Source organism: Mesorhizobium sp. NZP2234, assembly GCF_013170765.1.
GTDB lineage: Bacteria > Pseudomonadota > Alphaproteobacteria > Rhizobiales > Rhizobiaceae > Mesorhizobium > Mesorhizobium loti_D.
In genome coordinates, this window is sequence record NZ_CP033364.1 from 1,988,498 (window position 1) to 2,006,158 (window position 17,661).

Consider the following 17,661-nt stretch of genomic DNA (forward strand, 5'->3'; position numbering starts at 1 on the left):
TCAGGCGCCCTTTCCCTTGACCGCTTCCATGCCGACCGACCGCGGACTGAACGAGGCGAACAGCGCCTGGATGTAGGGCCTGAACATGTGTTCGAGCGCGCCGGCGAACAGGATCACCAGCCCCTGGATAATGACGATCATGTCGCGGCTGATCGCCGGCATCTCGAAGGCGAGTTCGGCGCCGCCCTGATAGAGCATGCCGAACAGGATCGCCGCCAACACGATGCCGACCGGGTGCAGGCGCCCCATCAGCGCCACGGCAATGCCGACGAAGCCGGCGCCGGAGACGAAGTCGATGGCGACATTGTGCTGGTCGCCCATCACCGGATTGAGCGCCATCATGCCGGCCAGCGCGCCCGAGATCATCATCGCGGTGATGATGATGCGGGTTTCCGAGATGCCGGCATAGCGCGCCGCCTTGGGGCTGTGGCCATAGGTGCGCATCTCGTAGCCGAGCCTGGTGCGCCAGATCAGCAGCCAGACCAGGAAAGCCATGACCAGCGCCAGCAGGAAGGTGATGTTGAGCGGTGCCGAACGGATCTTGGCGCCGAACAGTTCGATGATCCAGTTGAGCTTCGGCAGTTCGGCGCCGGCGAGGAAGTTGCGGGTTTGCGGGGCTTGCGACCCCGCCGGCTTCAACGGCCCGACCAGCAGGTAGACCATGATCGAGGCGGCGATGAAGTTGAACATGATGGTGGTGATGACGATGTGCGAGCCGCGCCTGGCCTGCAGATAGGCGGGGATCAGCGCCCACAAGGCGCCCACGAGCGCCGATGCGACGATGGCCAGCGGGAAGGTCAGCCACCAGGGCAGCACGCTGTCGAAGGACAGGCAGACGATGGCGATGCCGAGGCCGGCAATATAGGCCTGCCCCTCGGTGCCGATGTTGAACAGGCCGCAATGCGCCGCCACCGCCACCGAAAGTCCGGTGAAGATGAAGGTGGTGGCATAGAACAGGGTGAAGGCGATGCCTGTTCCCTTGCCGAAGGCACCCTCGACCAGGATGACGGCGGCGCGGAACGGATTTTCGCCGACCAGAAGCACGACGAAGCCAGCAACGACGAAGGCAACGAAGAGATTGATCACCGGGATCAGGCCATAGTCGGCCCAGGCCGGCAGTTTGGCGTAAGGCGTGCTCATGCGGCGGCCTCCTGCTCGACACCTGCCATCAGCAGGCCAAGCTCACCCTCGGTCGCCTCCGGACCGCGCTCGCCGACGATGCGGCCGGCAAACATCACCAAGATGCGGTCGGAGAGCGAGCGGATCTCGTCGAGCTCGACCGATACAACCAGCACCGCCTTGCCCTGGTCGCGCATAGCGATCAGGCGCTTGTGGATGAATTCGATGGCGCCGACATCGACGCCGCGCGTCGGCTGGCCGACGATCAGCACGCCGGGATCCTGTTCGATCTCCCGCGCCAGCACGATCTTCTGCTGGTTGCCGCCGGAGAAGTTGGCGGTCTTCAGGCGCGGATTGCCCGGACGGATATCGTATTTCTCGATCTTGTCCCTGGCATCGGCCATGATGGCATCGACGTTTAGGAACGGCCCTTTGAGATAGCGGGGGTCGTCATGATAGCCGAGGATCGAATTCTCGTGCTCCTCGAAGGCCAGCACCAGGCCGACATGGTGGCGATCCTCCGGCACGTGGGCCAGACCCCGGTCGCGCAGTTCGCCGGGATCGGCCGCGCCGGTCAGGTCGATCGGCTTGCCGTCGAGCATGACCGAGCCGGAAACGGCGCGCCTGATGCCGGAAATCGCCTCCAGCAATTCGGATTGACCATTGCCGGCGACACCGGCAATGCCGACGATCTCGCCGGCGCGCACGTCGAAGGAGATGTCGTCGACCATGGTGACGCCGCGCGTATCCTTGACCGTCAGCTTCTCGACCGCGAGCTTGACGGCACCGGCTTGCGCCTCGCCCTTCTCGACCCTCAAGAGCACGCGCCGCCCGACCATCAGTTCGGCCAGTTCCTCGACGGTGGTCTTCTTCGTCTCCCTGGTCGCTACCATCGTGCCCTGGCGCATCACCGACACGGTGTCGGTGATGGCCATGATCTCGCGCAGCTTGTGGGTGATCAGCACCACCGTCTTGCCCTGTTCCTTCAACTGCCTGAGGATGCGGAACAGGTGGTCGGCCTCGGCCGGCGTCAACACGCCCGTCGGCTCGTCGAGGATCAGGATCTCGGCGCCGCGATAGAGTGCCTTGAGGATCTCGACGCGTTGCTGCAGGCCGACCGGCAGTTCCTCGATGATGGCGTCTGGATCGACCTCCAGCCCGTATTCGCGCTCCAGCCGCTCCAGTTCCGAACGCGCCTTGGCGATGCTGCTCTTCAGAAGCGCATCGTTCTCCGCGCCGAGGATGATGTTTTCCAGCACCGAGAAGTTGTCGACCAGCATGAAATGCTGGTGCACCATGCCGATGCCGAGCGCGATGGCGTCATTGGGCGTCTTGATCGAAGCCGGCTTGCCGCCGACATGGATCTCGCCGCTGTCGGCCTGATAGAAGCCATAGAGGATCGACATCAGCGTCGACTTGCCGGCCCCGTTCTCTCCGACAATGCCGTGGATGGTGCCGCGCGCGATCTCCAGATTGATGTCGCGGTTGGCGCGAACCGCGCCAAAACTCTTGTTGATGCCAATCAGTTCGATTGCCGCTTGCACCATGCAGCCTTGTCCCACTCTTATTTTTTTATCGCTTGGTCAAAATGCCTAGCATGACGCTCCGCTCATGCCAATTGGCCCGAGCGGAGCCCACTCTCGACAAATCCCCGCGCGCTTGTCAATTTCGAACGTGGCCGACGCTCTCACATTCGCTAATATGGCGAAGCCGATTTGACACTTGTGGCGCGAGGCATCGCGGTACAGAACTGGGGACTTTGCATGACCATGCCCGCCGACCGGCTGACGACGCTGGAAATCCGCGCCGCCGAGCAGGAGAAGACCATCGAGGAATTGTCGGGCCAGATCGCCGAGCAGTGGACGGTGATCGAGCGCATGCAGCGCAAGCTCGATGCCCTGACCGAGCGTTTCCTGGCGTTGGAGGAACAGGCGGCGCCCGACGTGCCCGTGACCAAGCCGCCGCATTGGTAGGGGAGGGGCGGGAGCCATGGCCAGTGAAAGCGATCGCATCGCACGGGCCGGCGACTATGTGCTCGGCCTGATGAACGATGCCGAGCGTGAACGGGCAAAGCGCGATCTGGAGATCGATCCTGCCTTCCGCGACGCGGTGGTGCGGCTTGCCGAACGCATGCATGTCTTCGACCGCGCCACGCCGCCGGGCGGCGACGATCGGTGGCGGCTGGTCTCGCAACGCATTGCCGAACTGCCGCAGATGCGCGGTCATGACGAGGCAAAACCTTCGGCGATGATCCGCGGGCTGGAGCGCAGGCCTTACGGCGTTGGCTTGCATTCGCTTGGCGACCAGCGCGGCATCGTCACCGCCATCGCGCTGATCGTTGTCTTCGCGCTCGGCTATCTGCTGGGCCAACTATAGGCCGAGTTCGCGCCATAAGCAGCACTGGGTGACCGTCCTGCTCGAGCACCTCGACCCCTACCCAACCGAGCCCGGCGCAGAATTCACGCGCTTCCGGCTACAGAGGTAGAGCCTCTCCGCACCGATCGACCCGCGCTCGGTCATGGGTTCCATGATCGGCGTCACTCTTGCCTCGGTGCGCCCGTCAGGGTCTTCCAAAAGCAAAACCGCCGGGACAAGGCCCGGCGGTTCGCAAATTGGTGTCTGCCGATCAATAGGGGCAGGCGTTGTCGGCCGTGTAGTCGTGCACCTGGATCTTGCCGGCGATGATGTCGGCCTTGGCCTTTTCGACGGCGGCCTTCATCTCGTCGGTCACCAGCGCCTTGTTGTTGTCGTCCATGGCGTAATCGACGCCGCCTTCCTTGAGGCCGAGGTTCTCGAGGCCGCCCTTGAAGGTGCCGTTCTTGCCGTCCATGAAGGCGGTGTAGACGGCAACGTCGACGCGCTTCATCATCGAGGTCAGCACCTTGCCGGGCTGCAGGCCGTTCTGGTTGGAATCGACGCCGATGCCGAGCTTGCCGGCATCAGCCGCCGCCTGCAGCACGCCGACGCCGGTGCCGCCGGCCGCGGCGTAGACCACGTCGGAGCCCTGATCGATCTGCGTCTTGGCGATTTCGCCGCCCTTGGCCGGATCGTTCCAGGCAGCCGGCGTGTCGCCGGTCATGTTCTGGATGACTTCGGTCGCGCCGGCCGCCTTGGCGCCGCCGACATAGCCGCATTCGAACTTGCGGATCAGCGGGATGTCCATGCCGCCGATGAAGGAGACCTTCTTGGATTTCGATGCCATCGCAGCCATGATGCCGACGAGGTAGGAGCCTTCGTTCTCCTTGAATACCAGCGAACGGACATTGGGCAGGTCGACGGCATCGTCGATGATGGCGAAGTTGAGATCGGGATATTCGGCCGCGACCTTCTTCAGCGCGTCCTCCCAGGCGAAGCCGGCCATGACGATCGGGTTGTGGCCGTCCTCGGCGAAGCGGCGCAGCGCCTGCTCGCGCTGCGAGGCGTTGGACACCTCGAACTCGACATAGGGCGTGCCGGTCTCGGTCTTGAACTTCTCGGCGCCATGGTAGGCAGCCTCGTTGAAGGATTTGTCGAACTTGCCGCCCAGATCATAAAGGATGGCAGGCTGGACATCGGCGGCGAAAGCCGGAAGAACCATTGCGGTTGCGGCCAGGAGGCCGAGAACGATACGTTTCATGTGATCCACACCCTGTCGGTTATTTTTTCCGTTACGCCCCGCCTGCCCGCCCGGTTCCGCGGCAGGCATGCGACGTCAGCCAGGAGTGTATTTCCTCCCGCTCGGCGGCAATCTGGCACGGCCCGAAACAAAATTCACGCGGAATTTTGACCTTTTGGAAAAGCGTGCCACGGGCAGGCCGTGCCGCGGTCCGATCCTTGCGCGATAGAGCGGTTCGCCGTTTCACGGATACGCCGAACCGCCCTAACTTTTTGTTTTGACGCAATTCCCAGGCAAAACGCCATGCGCTTTGCCTGGGAAAAACCGCCTCGCACTTCCTGGAATTGCTCTGGCCGTCAGGAAGTGGCGGCCGGCATGGCGCAGGCGATGCCGGTGCCCTTGAGGTTGCAGTAGCCGTGAGGGTTTTTCGCCAGATATTGCTGATGGTCGGCTTCGGCGAAGTAGAAGGCGGGCGTCGGCGCGATCTCGGTGGTGATACCGCCGTGGCCGGCATTCCGCAGCGAGGCCTGGTAGGCCTCGCGCGAGGCGCCCGCCGCCTGGAATTGCGCATCGCCCGATGTATAGATCGCGGAGCGGTAGGCGGTGCCGACATCATTGCCCTGGCGCATGCCTTGGGTCGGGTCGTGGCTTTCCCAGAACAGCCGCAGAAGGTCGGCATAGGAGACGGTTTGCGGGTCGAAGACGACCAGCACCACTTCCGCATGGCCGGTCAGACCGGTGCAGGTCTCCTGATAGGTCGGATTGGGCGTGATGCCGCCGGCGTAGCCGACCGCCGTGACCCAGACGCCGTCGGTCTGCCAGAACAGGCGCTCCGCGCCCCAGAAGCAGCCAAGCCCGAACATCGCCGTCTCCAGCCCATCGGGATAGGGGCCCTTTAGCGGCCGTTTGGAAACAAAGTGCCTGGGCGCGGTCGCGATCGCCTTGGCGCGGCCGGGCAGCGCCTCGGACGGCTTCGGCAGATTGAGTTTCCGGTTCAGCATGTCGCTCAGAAAGAACATGCGCGGCCTTCCTTCCCTTGGGAGTGATGCGGGAAATCGATCAATTGGCGGCGAACTGGCCCGTGCGCCGCTGGCGCCTGTAGCCGATGGCGTAAAGCAGGAAGGCCAGCACCGCGAACACGGCAAAGCCCGGCTGGTTGAGCACCCAGGCGACGGCGCCATCCCAAAGAAGCGGGCCGGCCTTGGCGCGGACAAAGGTTTCGGCCGCCGCCCGCGTGTCCGGCGAGACGGCCAGCCAGCTGGCGTTGAGCGGGGTCAGCACAAGGGCCGAAGCCGCCACCGTGCGCGTCGTGTCGAGCACCGCCATGATGACGGAGACCGACAGCGCGACCATGGCGGCAAGACGAAAAATGAATCGAAACATCAAGCTCTCCCCCGGCCGATCCCAGACGCTTTGCCTGGGATCTCCGGCACGTGTCCCGAAACGAGAAATAGAATGCGCGCGACTTGCCCGCAACCGCGATACGCGAATTTGAAGGTTCGGGCCTGCCGCCCCCTACGCCATGGGCTTGCGCCTGCGCCGGTGAACGAACCAGACGGCGAGAATGCCGCCGCCGATCGCGCCAACCACCAGCCCGGCCAGGCCGATGAAGGCGGCGAAATAGCCGCAGCCACCCTCGAAGCAGCTGACCTCGGCGACCTCGGCGATCACAGAACCGGCGAAGAAGCCGCCCAGGGCGCCGACCACGGCGCCGAGGATGATGCCGAGCAAGGCGGCGACAATCGAAACGAAGACCGGCGGTGCCTCGGTTTGCGGCTTGGCATAAACGGTCTCGGCGCCGGAGCCGCGGCGCAGCAGGTAGATGCAAAGCAGGCCGATGCCGATCTCGATGGCGGTGATGCTCAGGCCCCTGGCGGAGAAGACGAAATCCGGCACGGTAAGCACATAGGCCTGCCTTGCCAGCAGCCAGACGATGGTGGCGGCCTGCCAGATGGTGAAATGGCGTGGAAATCGCGCCGAACGGCCAAGGGCGAGGCCGAGCAGATAAAGCCCCCACAGGATGGTGATGACATTGGCGACAAGCCCGCCAAGGAGGAAATAGAAGATCTTGTCCGGCAGGCCGGAATTTCCGACCAGCCACCAGGCCGACGCCAGGCCATAGACCGACCACGCCATGACGAAGATGAGCCAGCCCACGGGGACGTAGGACAGGTCGTTGCCCGGGCGCCCGGCCGGCATCTGTCCACTGCCCGGTTGCTCGGCTGATGTCATGTCCGGACGATGCCCCCCCCCGCAAAGCCTCTGCTTCACTCGACAGGCGGCCGGCGGCGAAGTCAAGCGCGGCCAGCCTTGCTGCCTTGCCTGTGCACATCATTCGCGGCGCGGGCGTCCCGAAAACGGGAGCGACAGCGGCCTTGCGAAACACCATGTGGCCGGCAAAGCGAATAGACTGCCGTTATGGCTTGGCATTCGGCGCGGGATCGACTAGATGAGCCCCGCGCCTGTTGCTTTGACGGCTCAGGTGCCGGGAAGGATGTCCACTGGTTGGGCGGCATCCATGGCGCGGACATTCCGCACCGAAGCCCCAAGGGAGAGCATCTCCCCAACCCGCGCGGCGAAACCGGCCGGCGCGAAGGCAAGGACGGAGAGGTGGCCGAGTGGTTGAAGGCGCACGCCTGGAAAGTGTGTTTACGGGAGACCGTAACGCGGGTTCGAATCCCGCTCTCTCCGCCATTCCACAGGAACCGCGAGCCGTGGCCGTCGAAGTAGACGGTGTTTCGGTCCCACCAAGAATTCGAGCTTCGCTGTGAATGATCGATACCGCGAGCGCGGCTCTTGGCAATTCCAGGCATTGCCTTCGGCCGGAAATCCGCGCCAACCGTGATGAAGCCGCCAGCAGCAAGCATCAATAGCAGCCCAAAAACGCAAAAGGCCCGCCGACCGGAGCCGGCGGGCCTTCAATGGCTTGCTTTCGGCGGTCAGCCAACCGGCGGTGTGATCGAAGGGCCCGATGCGGCAGTGACAATCGAAAGGCGCTCACGTTTCGTGATCACGGGCTTTTCGTAGATTTTCCTCATTCCTAGAACCCCTTGGACGTCGGTGAAATTGCCTGCGCGGCTACCGCCGCCAAACGCTCACGTTTGGTCAGTATCGGCTTCTCGTAAGCTTTCTTCATGGGAATCCCCCGTTTATCCCTCAAGCCGGCAACGTGCCTTGCTCCAACCAAAATTGTCAACCCGCCGGATTTGAGGGTGTCCCGGGAAGCATGTCGTTTAGGGCTAGGTCATCCAGCAGCCGGATGACAGCCTTGGCGTCCTCCGACTTGCAGGAATAGTAATGCCAGGTGCCTTCGGCGCGGCATTCCACAATCCCGTGTTCGACAAGCACGCTGAGATGTTTTGAAAGGGTGGTCTGACTGCCGCCCACCCGGGAGACCAGGTCGGTCACCGTTCTTTCCTGATCCACCAGATGAATAACTATCAACAGGCGCTTGTCCTGCGCCAGGACAGCAACCCACCGTGCCGCGACGCCCGCCTGCTTGCGGAGCGTAAGGCGTCTGGTCCGGCGCCACCGCAGAGCGGGGTTTGCCCTGATTTCCGCAAGTCTTTGCCTGACGTATGAGGCCATTTTTATGTCCCTGCCCGCAGCGGAGCAAAATCGTTGCCCCGGCTTCCCGAGTCAACAAGCGTCAAAAAGGCCCGCTGCCGGATAGGTAATGGCAGCGGGCCAGGGTCTGAGTGCTGGGATCAACCAGCATATGTCAACGAGCCGCCGAGGAGTTGGTTGCCACTACCACCGCAACCCAACAAGCCGAATCGGCCATTCCCCTTTCGGCATGCAGGCCTATGTCTCCAAGCAGTCCTATTCAGCCCGAGCGTCGTTCATGCCTGCTCCTCGTCGTCTAATGGAATACGCGGCAATCATCGCGCTGATCGCGCTGGCGATATGGTTCGCGGTCGAAAATTGGCTACCTGAACAGATGATGTGAGGTGCTACCCGCAGTGCGCGCCAGATGGCCTTAGCAGCACCATTCTTCACGCTTGTGATATCGTCGCAGGTCAGCCGAAAGGGGTTGGCTCCTCGGTCAATGTTGGGGATACGCGTTGGCCATCTGACGCCTGGCCGGTTGATCAGCGATCAAGGGAGCGAGCCCGTTTGGCAAAGCGAGCAAGCCAGCGATCAAACCTCGTTTCCGGCCGCGTTGGTTGGATTGCCGTCCTGTCTGCCTTGGCCGACGCAGGTTTTGTGCAGACGATCAGGTCCGTGTATTCGCCAAGGATGCCGTGCGTGCGATCGGCGAAACGATACACGCGAACGTCGAATGGCGCCCATTCCGCGATGGCCAGATGCAGATCGTAGCCATAGTCGACGGTCACGATCGAACCTTCGTTGCTAACCGGATTTCCGTGGATTTCCGGCTCCTTCAAATGCTCTCTCGTTCCATCCCCATGCTGGATGAACCTCCGTTCCCACGCGCTGGTCTGAGACTTCCGGACCGGAAAGGTACAGATGTAAATTCCGCCGGGTCTCAGAGTTCTGAAGACCTCGGAAACTACCTTGTCCGGATGATATACGTGCTCCATCACGTCGAGCGTCACCGTGATATCAAAGCTGCAATCATCAAAAGTCAGATTTTCGAGATCCTCGTTGCGGACCCCCTTGTGCATCGAGCCAAATGGCTGGTCCGGGAAGTATTGAGACGCAATGTAGTGTCGTGCGTCACGTTTCATGACCACCGATATGCCCCTGCTTACGGGCGAAGACTCATGGATATGCAAACCCCGCCAGTCGGGTCTTTGCTCGTTGAGGACGAGCGCCAGTGCTCGTTCCCGTGGGATTGATCCCTGCGGGCAGGAAGTGCAAACCAAATTGTCACGCAGCCAGGCGCCCTTTGCCACAAATTCCGTGTTTTTCTGGCAAATCGGGCAAAACCCGGAAATTGTCCAAGCCTGAAAGTCCCTCATGGTTGTCGATAGCCGATAGCTGGCGACATCTCAACCGGGTGTACGGGCCAGGCCAGTTGGGCGGAGGTTCGCATACTGGGGTGGGGGGCATCGCGCCTGACCGGCGCGAACGGTGGCTGGCGACAAGCGGCAAGCGGGCAACCGCCGTTTTTCGACCGGCAATTCCTGCCCCCGGAACCTCTTGGCCCTCCGCGCGTTTCATGGCGTCCCATTCGTGGACCAGCCCGGATAACTCTCCTGGCGCTGCGACAATCAGGAGCCCGCTTCATGCACGACAAGCTGTTTCATTCACCGGTCGCACTGACCGTCGGCCTCGGCTTCAAGCGCGAGATTGCCTCGTTGGCCGAAATGCACGATTTCCTGACCAATTGGACAACCTCGCGCCGCGGTCCCCTCCATCGCAATGCGGTGGAAGCGTGCGGCCTCGCGCTGGAAGGCTGTATCACCAGGGATGAGGCGCGCCATGCGCTCGTCGAATTCGCGAAAGCCACCGGCATCCTCTGGCCGGAGATCGAGCCGGTCATCGTGGCGCGCGCCGTCGCGCGCGGCTATGGCGGCTACGCCGCCTGAGTTCGAGGCCGCCTCCGTTATGGTGGCCAATTCCGCATGGATCATCATGGAAAGCCCGGCTTGGCCCTCCCGAGCCGGGCTTTCGTCTTTGCCACGCGAAGATCGCAAAGATCACAGTTATTCATCGATTAAGGTCGCGCGGCGCCTTCGTGCATCAACCTTTCGAATGTTCGTCCCGGCGCGTCGGCTTGGGCCTCGCCAAATCGGGCCCCGGCGCTGACTGCGCCGCAAGACGCAATTCTCTCAACCTGGCTGTCTTTGCCTCGCGAGCCGCGCGCTCGGCGTCAATCACGATCTGCGATTCGCGCTTGGCGCGCTCGTCACGCTGGGTGTCGACCTTTGCACGGACCATGTGCTGCTACCTCCATCCCACGGGGCGTTGGTTCGGAACAATCGCCGCCTCCATCATCTGCCGGCTCCGCATGGTGCAGCGTTGCGGCCAGGGTCGCGATTACAAATGATGGTCGGTACACTTTTTGCCATCAATGCCTGAAGCCGAGAGCTGTCAGTCACACCACCCGGACGAGACGACGAGTGACGCCTGGAAGATCTGGCGTCCGCCTTCGTCGCGTACCTTGACCGTGATGGCGGTGTGGTCGTTTTCGATAATCTCGTCGCGGACGATGTCGGGCAGGATGCGGATTGCCTCGCGCCGCATGCGCTCGCGCGTTTCGAAGACCTGGCCGTCATCATCCACCGTGAGACCATCGCCATTGTAGAGGTCAAGATAATATCGAGGCATGATGGGGTGGACCTCAGGCTGATGAAATGGCGAGATATTCAATCGACAATTCGCAGACTGGGCAGTTGTTCCATCAGCGGCGGCATTTGCCGTGGAACAAGCGGCCCTAACAAATGTTAATGCCTGACAGCGGCCAAAGGCTTAGTGCATCCCGAGCCGCCTTTGCTCCCGACAGAACACGTGGCGATCGGCTTCTGAAGCCCTTTCGCCGGAGATTGCGGTGCTTGAATCCCTCTACCTCAACCTGGGCCAGCATGACGCACTGTCAGACGCCGAGAAGGCGCTGCTGGCCGGCGCCATGACCTTCGAACGGCATTTCGCCACCGGCCAGGACATCGTCGCTTCCGGGTCGCGGCCGACCTACTCGACTTTAATCCTTGACGGGCTGGCGGCGCGCTACAAGGTGCTGGAGAATGGCGGCCGGCAGTTCACCTCGTTGCAGGTGCCCGGCGACTTCGTCGATCTTCACGCCTTCCTGCTGAAGACCATGGATCACGGCATCGTCGCGTTGTCGCCTTGCCATGTCATGTTCGCCGATCACGCCCGGCTTCGCACCATCACCGAGCAGGCGCCGCACCTGACACGGCTGTTATGGCTGGACACGCTGGTCGACGGCGCCATCCACCGCGAATGGATCGTCGCCATGGGGCGGCGCTCCAAGACCTCGCATCTGGCCCATCTCGTCTGTGAGCTTTTCGTTCGGCTGCAAGTGGTGCAGCGGACCAACGGAATGAGCTTCCACCTGCCGCTCTCGCAAGCAGAGATGGCCGACGTGCTTGGCTTGTCGGTGGTGCACATGAACCGGGTCATCGGCGCTCTGCGAAAGGTCGGCGTTGTCAGCTGGGCAAACCACACGGTGACCATTCTCGACTGGCACCGGCTGCAGGAGATCGCCGAGTTCGATCCAACCTACCTCAGCATGATGCGGGAACCGCGCTAAAGGCATGTCGATGTCCAGGTGAGGCCGGCCTGCAAAGGATGGCTTTCAGCGCTCCCGGTGCCCAAGTGCTTCAAGCACGCTCCGCCCCGGTTCTCGAAAACCACCGCTTTCGGCGCGGCCTGACCTTTAATCTCACACCCTCGGGTAATCTCCCACGCCTCGGGGCTGCCTCCGATCCTTGGGGGTCTATGCTGCTTCCGCCGCGACGTTGACCGCCGACTCCGCAATCTGCGTCAACGCCTCATCAGTCGTCTTCTCTTCCTTCAGCGTTGCTTCAAGGAGTGCCACGGCTTCGTTCAGGCCGAGTTCACCGGCCCACGTCCTCAGCGTGCCATAGCGTGAGATCTCATAGTGTTCGACCGCCTGCGCGGCGGCCAGCAGACCGGCGTCGAGCGCGGGCGATCCCTTGTACTCCTCCATGATTTCGGCGCCTTCCTCGGTGATGCCCATGATGGCCGCACAGGTCTTGCCGACCGGCTTCTTGCCGATGACGCCGAAGACTTTCTCCAGCCTCGCAACATGGCCCTCGGTCTCGGTCCGGTGCTTTTCAAAGGCGGCCTTCAATTCGGCGCTCTGCGCGGCCTTCGCCATTTTCGGCAGCGTCGCCAGTATCTTTTTTTCGGCGAAATAGATGTCCTTCAACGTGTCGTGAAAGAGGTCGTCGAGCATTTTCTGCTTTGCCATTGTCATCTCCTTTGGTGATCCCCTCAAGGTCGACAATCTCCGGCCGCAGGATTCGTTCCCGCCGTTGCAAACGGAAAACCTTTATAAAATTCCTATTTCTTTTCGCCCTTGGCCGTCTCGAACCTTTATGGCGATCGGGTCCATATTCCGCATTGGAAAACGTCGAACGCCGTCACCGCTCAAAGTGAAGGCGCTCCGTTTCACGTAATTGTCCACCTGCTCCAGCAGGCGAGCAGTGGAAAAAATGGAAGCAAGGAAGAAGCATAATGGACATCATTGTTATCGGGATAGGGGTTTTGTTCTTTGCCCTGTCCCTAGTCTACGTCAAAGCCTGCGACAGAATTTGAGCTGAAGGGTCGGATCATGCTTTTCGATTACATCCTCGGTGGCGGCGTGACCTTGTTCCTGCTCGCCTACCTCACATACGCCCTGGTTCGTCCAGAACGCTTCTGAAGGCACGGAAAGCCACAGCCATGACACTCAACGGTTGGATACAGATCCTGGTCTTCTGCGGGATCATCGCTTTGCTGACGAAGCCGCTTGGCTTCTACATGCACCGCGTCTTCAACGGCGATCGCACGCTGCTTTCACCGATCTTCGGCCCGCTCGAGCGCGGGCTTTACCGCATTTGCGGAACCAGCGAACGCGAGGAACAGCACTGGACCAGCTATGCGGTGGCCCTGCTGCTCTTCAACCTTGCCGGCTTCCTGGTGCTCTACTTCCTGCAGCGCCTGCAGGGCAGCCTGCCCTACAACCCGGCCGGCATGAGCGCGGTCGACCCGGCGCTGGCCTTCAACACCGCCGCCAGCTTCGTCACCAACACCAACTGGCAGAACTATGGCGGCGAAAGCACCATGTCCTATCTCGTGCAGATGGCCGGGCTGACCGTTCAGAATTTCGTTTCGGCGGCCACCGGCATCGCGATTGCGGTTGCACTGATCCGCGGATTTGCTCGTGCCTCCGGCAAGTCGATCGGCAATTTCTGGGTCGACATGACCCGCTGCACGCTCTACCTGCTGCTGCCGCTGTGCATCGTGCTGACGCTTGTCTATGTCTGGCTCGGGATGCCGCAGACGCTTGGGCCTTACGTCGACGCCACCACGCTGGAAGGCGCCAAGCAGACGATCGCTCTCGGCCCGGTCGCCTCCCAGGTTGCCATCAAGATGCTCGGCACCAATGGTGGCGGGTTCTTCAATGCCAATGCGGCCCATCCGTTCGAAAATCCCGACGCGATTTCCAATCTGATCCAGGTGGTGACCATCTTCGCGCTGGGTGCCGCGCTGACCAACGTCTTCGGCCGCATGGTCGGCAACCAGCGCCAGGGCTGGGCGATCCTCGCCTCCATGGGCGTGCTGTTCATCGTCGGCGTCGCCGTCTGCTACTGGGCGGAGGCCGCGGGCAATCCGCTGGTCCATGCGCTGGGCATCGACGGCGGCAACATGGAAGGCAAGGAAACCCGCTTCGGCATCGCGCTGTCGGCGCTGTTCGCTGTCGTCACGACGGCCGCATCATGCGGTGCCGTCAACGCCATGCATGACAGCTTCACCGCCCTTGGCGGCATGATCCCGCTCATCAACATGCAACTCGGCGAAGTCATCGTCGGCGGCGTCGGCGCCGGCTTCTACGGCATCCTGATGTTCATCGTGGTCGCCGTCTTCGTTGCCGGCCTGATGGTTGGCCGCACGCCCGAATATCTCGGCAAGAAGATCGAGGCCAAGGAGGTCAAGATGGCGATGCTGGCCATACTGTGCCTGCCGCTGGCGATGCTGATCTTCACGGCGATCGCCGTTGTCCTGCCCAGCGCCGTGGCTTCGATGGCCAATGGCGGCCCGCACGGCTTCTCCGAAGTGCTCTATGCCTACACCTCGGCCGCGGCGAACAACGGTTCGGCCTTTGGCGGCCTCACCGGCAACACGCCCTGGTACAACATCACCATCGGCATCGGCATGCTGATGGGCCGCTTCCTGGTCATCATCCCCGCGCTTGCCATCGCCGGCGCGCTGGCGGCCAAGAAGACGGTGCCCGCCTCGGCCGGCACGTTCCCGACAGACGGTCCTCTGTTCGTCGGGCTGCTGGTCGGCGTCATCGTCATCGTCGGCGGCCTGACCTTCTTCCCGGCGCTTGCCGTCGGACCGATCGTCGAGCACCTGGCGATGATCCACGGGCAGACCTTCTGAGGCGATCATGCCCTGGTTCAACACCATGCGCCGCAGGACCCGGCCGCCAGCCGGCAGCGAGGGGGAGGCGAAGCCTCCTCCCTTCCCGACCGTGTCCACATTCCTGGGCATTGCGGCGGTCATGATCGTGATCTGGCTGCTGGTCTACGGCCCACCCTTTTCGGCATCCAACCGACCGGTGCCGCCCACCAACACTGAAGCCGGAGCTTCAAAATGAGTCACACAAAATCGGCCAGCATCATGGATGCCGGCATTCTCTGGCCCGCCATTGGCGGTGCCTTCCGCAAGCTCGACCCGCGCACGCTGGCTCGCAATCCGGTGATGTTCGTCGTCGCCGTCGTCTCGGCGCTGACATCGGTGTTGTTCATCAGGGATCTCATCATCGGCGGCGGCGATCTGCGCTTTACATTGCAGATCATCATCTGGCTGTGGTTCACGGTGCTGTTCGCCAATTTCGCCGAAGCCGTCGCCGAGGGGCGCGGCAAGGCCCAGGCGGATTCGCTGCGCAAGGCACGCACCGAGACCCAGGCCAAGCTTCTGGCCGGCGAGGACCGCGCCAAGTTCAGGCTGGTGCCCGGCACCAGCCTGAAGGTCGGCGACATTGTCCTGGTCGAGGCCGCAGACATCATCCCGTCCGACGGCGAAGTGGTGGAAGGCGTCGCCTCGGTCAACGAGGCGGCGATAACCGGCGAGTCCGCGCCGGTCATCCGCGAATCCGGCGGCGACCGCTCAGCGGTAACCGGCGGCACGCAGGTGCTGTCCGACTGGATCCGCGTGCGCATCACCGCCGCAGCCGGCCACACTTTCCTCGACCGCATGATCTCGCTGGTCGAAGGTGCCGAGCGCCAGAAGACACCGAACGAGATCGCGCTCAACATCCTGCTGGTCGGCATGACGCTGATCTTCGTTCTGGCCACGGCGACGATTCCGAGCTTTGCCTCCTATTCCGGCGGCTACATCTCGGTGACCGTGCTCGTTGCCCTGTTCGTCACCCTGATCCCGACCACAATCGGTGCGCTGTTGTCGGCCATCGGCATTGCCGGCATGGACCGGCTGGTGCGCTTCAATGTGCTCGCCATGTCTGGCCGTGCCGTGGAGGCCGCCGGCGACGTCGACACGCTGCTGCTCGACAAGACCGGCACGATCACGCTCGGCAACCGCCAGGCGACGGAATTCCGCCCGGTCAAGGGTGTCACCGAACAGGAACTGGCCGACGCCGCGCAGCTTGCCTCGCTCGCCGACGAGACGCCGGAAGGCCGTTCGATCGTCGTGCTGGCCAAGGAGAAATACGCCATCCGCGCCCGCGACATGGCGACCTTGCACGCCACCTTCGTGCCCTTCACCGCGCAGACCCGGATGAGCGGCGTCGACATCGATGGCTCCTCGGTTCGCAAGGGCGCGGTCGATTCCGTGCTTGCCCATGTCAACCAGTCGTCGTCAGCCAGCCACGCGACGCGGCCGAACAGCGACACGATCAGGGATCTGCAGGCGATCGCCGACGAGGTCGCCAAGTCCGGCGGCACGCCGCTGGCGGTCGAGCGGGACGGGCGCCTGCTCGGCATCGTGCACCTCAAGGACATCGTCAAGGGCGGCATCCGCGAGCGTTTCGCCGAGCTGCGCAAGATGGGCATCCGCACGGTGATGATCACCGGCGACAACCCGATGACGGCGGCGGCAATCGCGGCGGAGGCCGGCGTCGACGATTTCCTTGCCCAGGCGACGCCAGAGGACAAGCTGAAGCTGATCCGGGACGAGCAGGCCAAGGGCAAGCTGGTTGCCATGTGCGGCGACGGCACCAATGACGCGCCGGCGCTGGCGCAGGCCGATGTCGCCGTCGCCATGAACACCGGCACGGTGGCGGCGCGCGAAGCCGGCAACATGGTCGACCTCGACAGCGATCCGACCAAGCTGATCGAGATCGTCGAGATCGGCAAGGCGCTGCTGATGACGCGCGGCTCGCTGACCACCTTCTCGATCGCCAACGACGTGGCCAAGTATTTCGCCATCATCCCGGCCATGTTCGCCGTCTTCTACGTCGCGCCCGGCCAGACGACCGGCCCGCTGCAGGCGCTCAACATCATGCATCTGGCAACGCCGCAGAGTGCCATCCTGTCAGCCATCATCTTCAACGCGCTGATCATCATCGCGCTGATCCCGCTGTCGCTGCGCGGCGTCAAATACCGGGCGATCGGCGCCGGAGCGCTGCTCAGCCGCAACCTTCTCGTCTACGGCCTTGGCGGCATCATCGTGCCGTTCGTCGGCATCAAGATAATCGACATGGCCGTCACGGCCCTTGGCCTCGCATAAGGATCATTCCGATGCTCAAGCAAATCAGACCCGCGATCATCATGATCGTCTTCTTCACCGTGCTGACCGGCCTGGTCTATCCCCTGGGCATGACCGGCATCGCCCAGGCGCTGTTCCCGCGACAGGCCAATGGCAGCCTGATCGAGAGGGACGGCAAGGTCATCGGCTCCGAGCTGATCGGACAGGCCTTCGCCAGCGACAAATATTTCCATGGCAGGCCTTCGGCCGCTGGCAACGGCTATGATGCCGGCGCCTCCAGCGGTTCCAATCTCGGCCCCACCAACCCGAAGCTGATCGAGCGCATCAAGGGTGATGCCGAGAAGCTGAAGGCGGAGAATCCGAACCAGCCCGTGCCGATGGACCTGGTGACGACGTCCGGCAGCGGCCTCGATCCGCAGATCAGCCCGCTGGCCGCCTATTTCCAGGTGCCGCGCGTGGCCAAGGCCAGGGGCCTCGACGAGGCCAAGGTCAAGGCGCTTGTCGACGGCCAGGTCGAGGCAAGGGAACTCGGTTTCATGGGAGAGCCGGCGGTCAATGTGCTGGCGCTCAACATGGCGCTGGATGCGGCGAAATAAGTGATGGCCGGCACCGGGGATCGACAG

The 17,661-nt window shown here is 62.8% G+C and carries 20 protein-coding genes and 1 tRNA gene; 11 read left to right on the forward strand and 10 right to left on the reverse strand.

Annotated features, from left to right (window positions below; translation table 11 throughout):
* Positions 1-1,140 carry an ABC transporter permease gene (locus tag EB230_RS09765; RefSeq protein WP_172372182.1) on the reverse strand — a complete coding sequence of 380 codons (1,140 nt, stop codon included), beginning with the start codon at positions 1,138-1,140 and terminating at the stop codon, positions 1-3.
* On the reverse strand, positions 1,137-2,666 hold the full coding sequence (locus EB230_RS09770; RefSeq protein WP_172372184.1) for an ABC transporter ATP-binding protein: 1,530 nt from the start codon (positions 2,664-2,666) through the stop codon (positions 1,137-1,139). The genes EB230_RS09765 and EB230_RS09770 overlap by 4 nt, the downstream gene beginning before the upstream one ends.
* 216 nt (positions 2,667-2,882) lie before the next feature.
* Here EB230_RS09770 and EB230_RS09775 point away from each other — a divergent pair, with 216 nt between their 5' ends.
* Positions 2,883-3,092 (forward strand): SlyX family protein, encoded by a 210-nt coding sequence (locus tag EB230_RS09775; protein ID WP_056577711.1) that lies wholly within the window; start codon positions 2,883-2,885, stop codon positions 3,090-3,092.
* A 16-nt stretch (positions 3,093-3,108) separates the two neighbouring features.
* Entirely contained in the window at positions 3,109-3,495 is a 387-nt protein-coding gene (locus EB230_RS09780) for a hypothetical protein (RefSeq protein ID WP_172372187.1), read from the forward strand.
* Positions 3,496-3,745: 250 nt separating this feature from the next.
* Here EB230_RS09780 and EB230_RS09785 read toward each other — a convergent pair whose 3' ends face one another.
* From EB230_RS09785 to EB230_RS09800, 4 genes are all read right to left on the reverse strand, one after another.
* The gene (locus EB230_RS09785; protein WP_056577707.1) at positions 3,746-4,735 is read right to left on the reverse strand and encodes a BMP family ABC transporter substrate-binding protein; all 990 of its coding nucleotides are present in this window, start codon (positions 4,733-4,735) and stop codon (positions 3,746-3,748) included.
* A gap of 335 nt (positions 4,736-5,070) precedes the next feature.
* Complete coding sequence (gene msrA / locus EB230_RS09790) at positions 5,071-5,733, reverse strand: peptide-methionine (S)-S-oxide reductase MsrA (RefSeq protein WP_172372189.1); 663 nt, start codon at positions 5,731-5,733, stop codon at positions 5,071-5,073.
* A 40-nt stretch (positions 5,734-5,773) separates the two neighbouring features.
* Entirely contained in the window at positions 5,774-6,097 is a 324-nt protein-coding gene (locus EB230_RS09795) for a hypothetical protein (RefSeq protein WP_056577703.1), read from the reverse strand.
* A gap of 132 nt (positions 6,098-6,229) precedes the next feature.
* Positions 6,230-6,913 carry a hypothetical protein gene (locus EB230_RS09800; protein WP_244494147.1) on the reverse strand — a complete coding sequence of 228 codons (684 nt, stop codon included), beginning with the start codon at positions 6,911-6,913 and terminating at the stop codon, positions 6,230-6,232.
* Positions 6,914-7,318: 405 nt separating this feature from the next.
* On the opposite strand from EB230_RS09800, the gene EB230_RS09805 reads away from it, so the two are divergent.
* Positions 7,319-7,408, forward strand: a tRNA-Ser gene (locus EB230_RS09805).
* Between the two features lie 498 nt (positions 7,409-7,906).
* On the opposite strand, the gene EB230_RS09810 is transcribed toward EB230_RS09805, so the two are convergent.
* Positions 7,907-8,302, reverse strand: coding sequence for a metalloregulator ArsR/SmtB family transcription factor (locus EB230_RS09810; protein ID WP_172372191.1), 396 nt, complete (start codon positions 8,300-8,302; stop codon positions 7,907-7,909).
* An 88-nt stretch (positions 8,303-8,390) separates the two neighbouring features.
* Between EB230_RS09810 and EB230_RS09815 the strand changes: the two genes are divergently transcribed.
* Positions 8,391-8,663, forward strand: a complete 273-nt coding sequence (locus tag EB230_RS09815) for a hypothetical protein (RefSeq protein WP_155772548.1) — start codon at positions 8,391-8,393, stop codon at positions 8,661-8,663.
* Between the two features lie 142 nt (positions 8,664-8,805).
* Here EB230_RS09815 and EB230_RS09820 read toward each other — a convergent pair whose 3' ends face one another.
* Positions 8,806-9,405, reverse strand: a complete 600-nt coding sequence (locus tag EB230_RS09820; protein ID WP_196772403.1) for a methyltransferase domain-containing protein — start codon at positions 9,403-9,405, stop codon at positions 8,806-8,808.
* Between the two features lie 501 nt (positions 9,406-9,906).
* On the opposite strand from EB230_RS09820, the gene EB230_RS09825 reads away from it, so the two are divergent.
* Entirely contained in the window at positions 9,907-10,209 is a 303-nt protein-coding gene (locus EB230_RS09825; RefSeq protein ID WP_056577699.1) for a DUF982 domain-containing protein, read from the forward strand.
* Between the two features lie 505 nt (positions 10,210-10,714).
* On the opposite strand, the gene EB230_RS09830 is transcribed toward EB230_RS09825, so the two are convergent.
* The gene (locus tag EB230_RS09830) at positions 10,715-10,951 is read right to left on the reverse strand and encodes a hypothetical protein (RefSeq protein ID WP_056577695.1); all 237 of its coding nucleotides are present in this window, start codon (positions 10,949-10,951) and stop codon (positions 10,715-10,717) included.
* A 220-nt stretch (positions 10,952-11,171) separates the two neighbouring features.
* Here EB230_RS09830 and EB230_RS09835 point away from each other — a divergent pair, with 220 nt between their 5' ends.
* Positions 11,172-11,891: a Crp/Fnr family transcriptional regulator gene (locus tag EB230_RS09835; RefSeq protein WP_056577693.1), complete on the forward strand. Its 720-nt coding sequence runs from the start codon at positions 11,172-11,174 to the stop codon at positions 11,889-11,891.
* A 186-nt stretch (positions 11,892-12,077) separates the two neighbouring features.
* Here EB230_RS09835 and EB230_RS09840 read toward each other — a convergent pair whose 3' ends face one another.
* Positions 12,078-12,575: a ferritin-like domain-containing protein gene (locus tag EB230_RS09840; RefSeq protein WP_056577945.1), complete on the reverse strand. Its 498-nt coding sequence runs from the start codon at positions 12,573-12,575 to the stop codon at positions 12,078-12,080.
* Positions 12,576-12,938: 363 nt separating this feature from the next.
* On the opposite strand from EB230_RS09840, the gene kdpF reads away from it, so the two are divergent.
* The 5 genes from kdpF to kdpC are packed head-to-tail and all read left to right on the forward strand — an operon-like array spanning position 12,939 to position 17,634.
* Complete coding sequence (gene kdpF / locus EB230_RS09845; RefSeq protein ID WP_019861144.1) at positions 12,939-13,028, forward strand: K(+)-transporting ATPase subunit F; 90 nt, start codon at positions 12,939-12,941, stop codon at positions 13,026-13,028.
* A 20-nt stretch (positions 13,029-13,048) separates the two neighbouring features.
* Positions 13,049-14,752 carry a potassium-transporting ATPase subunit KdpA gene (gene kdpA, locus EB230_RS09850; RefSeq protein WP_056577691.1) on the forward strand — a complete coding sequence of 568 codons (1,704 nt, stop codon included), beginning with the start codon at positions 13,049-13,051 and terminating at the stop codon, positions 14,750-14,752.
* A gap of 7 nt (positions 14,753-14,759) precedes the next feature.
* The gene (locus EB230_RS09855) at positions 14,760-14,969 is read left to right on the forward strand and encodes a hypothetical protein (RefSeq protein WP_056577689.1); all 210 of its coding nucleotides are present in this window, start codon (positions 14,760-14,762) and stop codon (positions 14,967-14,969) included.
* Positions 14,966-17,059, forward strand: coding sequence for a potassium-transporting ATPase subunit KdpB (gene kdpB / locus EB230_RS09860; protein WP_172372194.1), 2,094 nt, complete (start codon positions 14,966-14,968; stop codon positions 17,057-17,059). The genes EB230_RS09855 and kdpB overlap by 4 nt, the downstream gene beginning before the upstream one ends.
* A gap of 11 nt (positions 17,060-17,070) precedes the next feature.
* Entirely contained in the window at positions 17,071-17,634 is a 564-nt protein-coding gene (kdpC, locus tag EB230_RS09865; protein ID WP_056577685.1) for a potassium-transporting ATPase subunit KdpC, read from the forward strand.
* Positions 17,635-17,661 lie beyond the last annotated feature (27 nt).

What these genes read in the sequence shown, in the direction of transcription:
- EB230_RS09765 (WP_172372182.1), bottom strand. Translation starts at nt 1,140, where the DNA reads ATGAGCACGCCTTACGCCAAACTGCCGGCCTGGGCCGACTATGGCCTG.
- EB230_RS09770 (WP_172372184.1), bottom strand. Translation starts at nt 2,666, where the DNA reads ATGGTGCAAGCGGCAATCGAACTGATTGGCATCAACAAGAGTTTTGGC.
- EB230_RS09775 (WP_056577711.1), top strand. Translation starts at nt 2,883, where the DNA reads ATGACCATGCCCGCCGACCGGCTGACGACGCTGGAAATCCGCGCCGCC.
- EB230_RS09780 (WP_172372187.1), top strand. Translation starts at nt 3,109, where the DNA reads ATGGCCAGTGAAAGCGATCGCATCGCACGGGCCGGCGACTATGTGCTC.
- EB230_RS09785 (WP_056577707.1), bottom strand. Translation starts at nt 4,735, where the DNA reads ATGAAACGTATCGTTCTCGGCCTCCTGGCCGCAACCGCAATGGTTCTT.
- msrA (WP_172372189.1), bottom strand. Translation starts at nt 5,733, where the DNA reads ATGTTCTTTCTGAGCGACATGCTGAACCGGAAACTCAATCTGCCGAAG.
- EB230_RS09795 (WP_056577703.1), bottom strand. Translation starts at nt 6,097, where the DNA reads ATGTTTCGATTCATTTTTCGTCTTGCCGCCATGGTCGCGCTGTCGGTC.
- EB230_RS09800 (WP_244494147.1), bottom strand. Translation starts at nt 6,913, where the DNA reads ATGCCGGCCGGGCGCCCGGGCAACGACCTGTCCTACGTCCCCGTGGGC.
- EB230_RS09810 (WP_172372191.1), bottom strand. Translation starts at nt 8,302, where the DNA reads ATGGCCTCATACGTCAGGCAAAGACTTGCGGAAATCAGGGCAAACCCC.
- EB230_RS09815 (WP_155772548.1), top strand. Translation starts at nt 8,391, where the DNA reads ATGGCAGCGGGCCAGGGTCTGAGTGCTGGGATCAACCAGCATATGTCA.
- EB230_RS09820 (WP_196772403.1), bottom strand. Translation starts at nt 9,405, where the DNA reads ATGAAACGTGACGCACGACACTACATTGCGTCTCAATACTTCCCGGAC.
- EB230_RS09825 (WP_056577699.1), top strand. Translation starts at nt 9,907, where the DNA reads ATGCACGACAAGCTGTTTCATTCACCGGTCGCACTGACCGTCGGCCTC.
- EB230_RS09830 (WP_056577695.1), bottom strand. Translation starts at nt 10,951, where the DNA reads ATGCCTCGATATTATCTTGACCTCTACAATGGCGATGGTCTCACGGTG.
- EB230_RS09840 (WP_056577945.1), bottom strand. Translation starts at nt 12,575, where the DNA reads ATGGCAAAGCAGAAAATGCTCGACGACCTCTTTCACGACACGTTGAAG.
- kdpF (WP_019861144.1), top strand. Translation starts at nt 12,939, where the DNA reads ATGCTTTTCGATTACATCCTCGGTGGCGGCGTGACCTTGTTCCTGCTC.
- kdpA (WP_056577691.1), top strand. Translation starts at nt 13,049, where the DNA reads ATGACACTCAACGGTTGGATACAGATCCTGGTCTTCTGCGGGATCATC.
- EB230_RS09855 (WP_056577689.1), top strand. Translation starts at nt 14,760, where the DNA reads ATGCCCTGGTTCAACACCATGCGCCGCAGGACCCGGCCGCCAGCCGGC.
- kdpB (WP_172372194.1), top strand. Translation starts at nt 14,966, where the DNA reads ATGAGTCACACAAAATCGGCCAGCATCATGGATGCCGGCATTCTCTGG.
- kdpC (WP_056577685.1), top strand. Translation starts at nt 17,071, where the DNA reads ATGCTCAAGCAAATCAGACCCGCGATCATCATGATCGTCTTCTTCACC.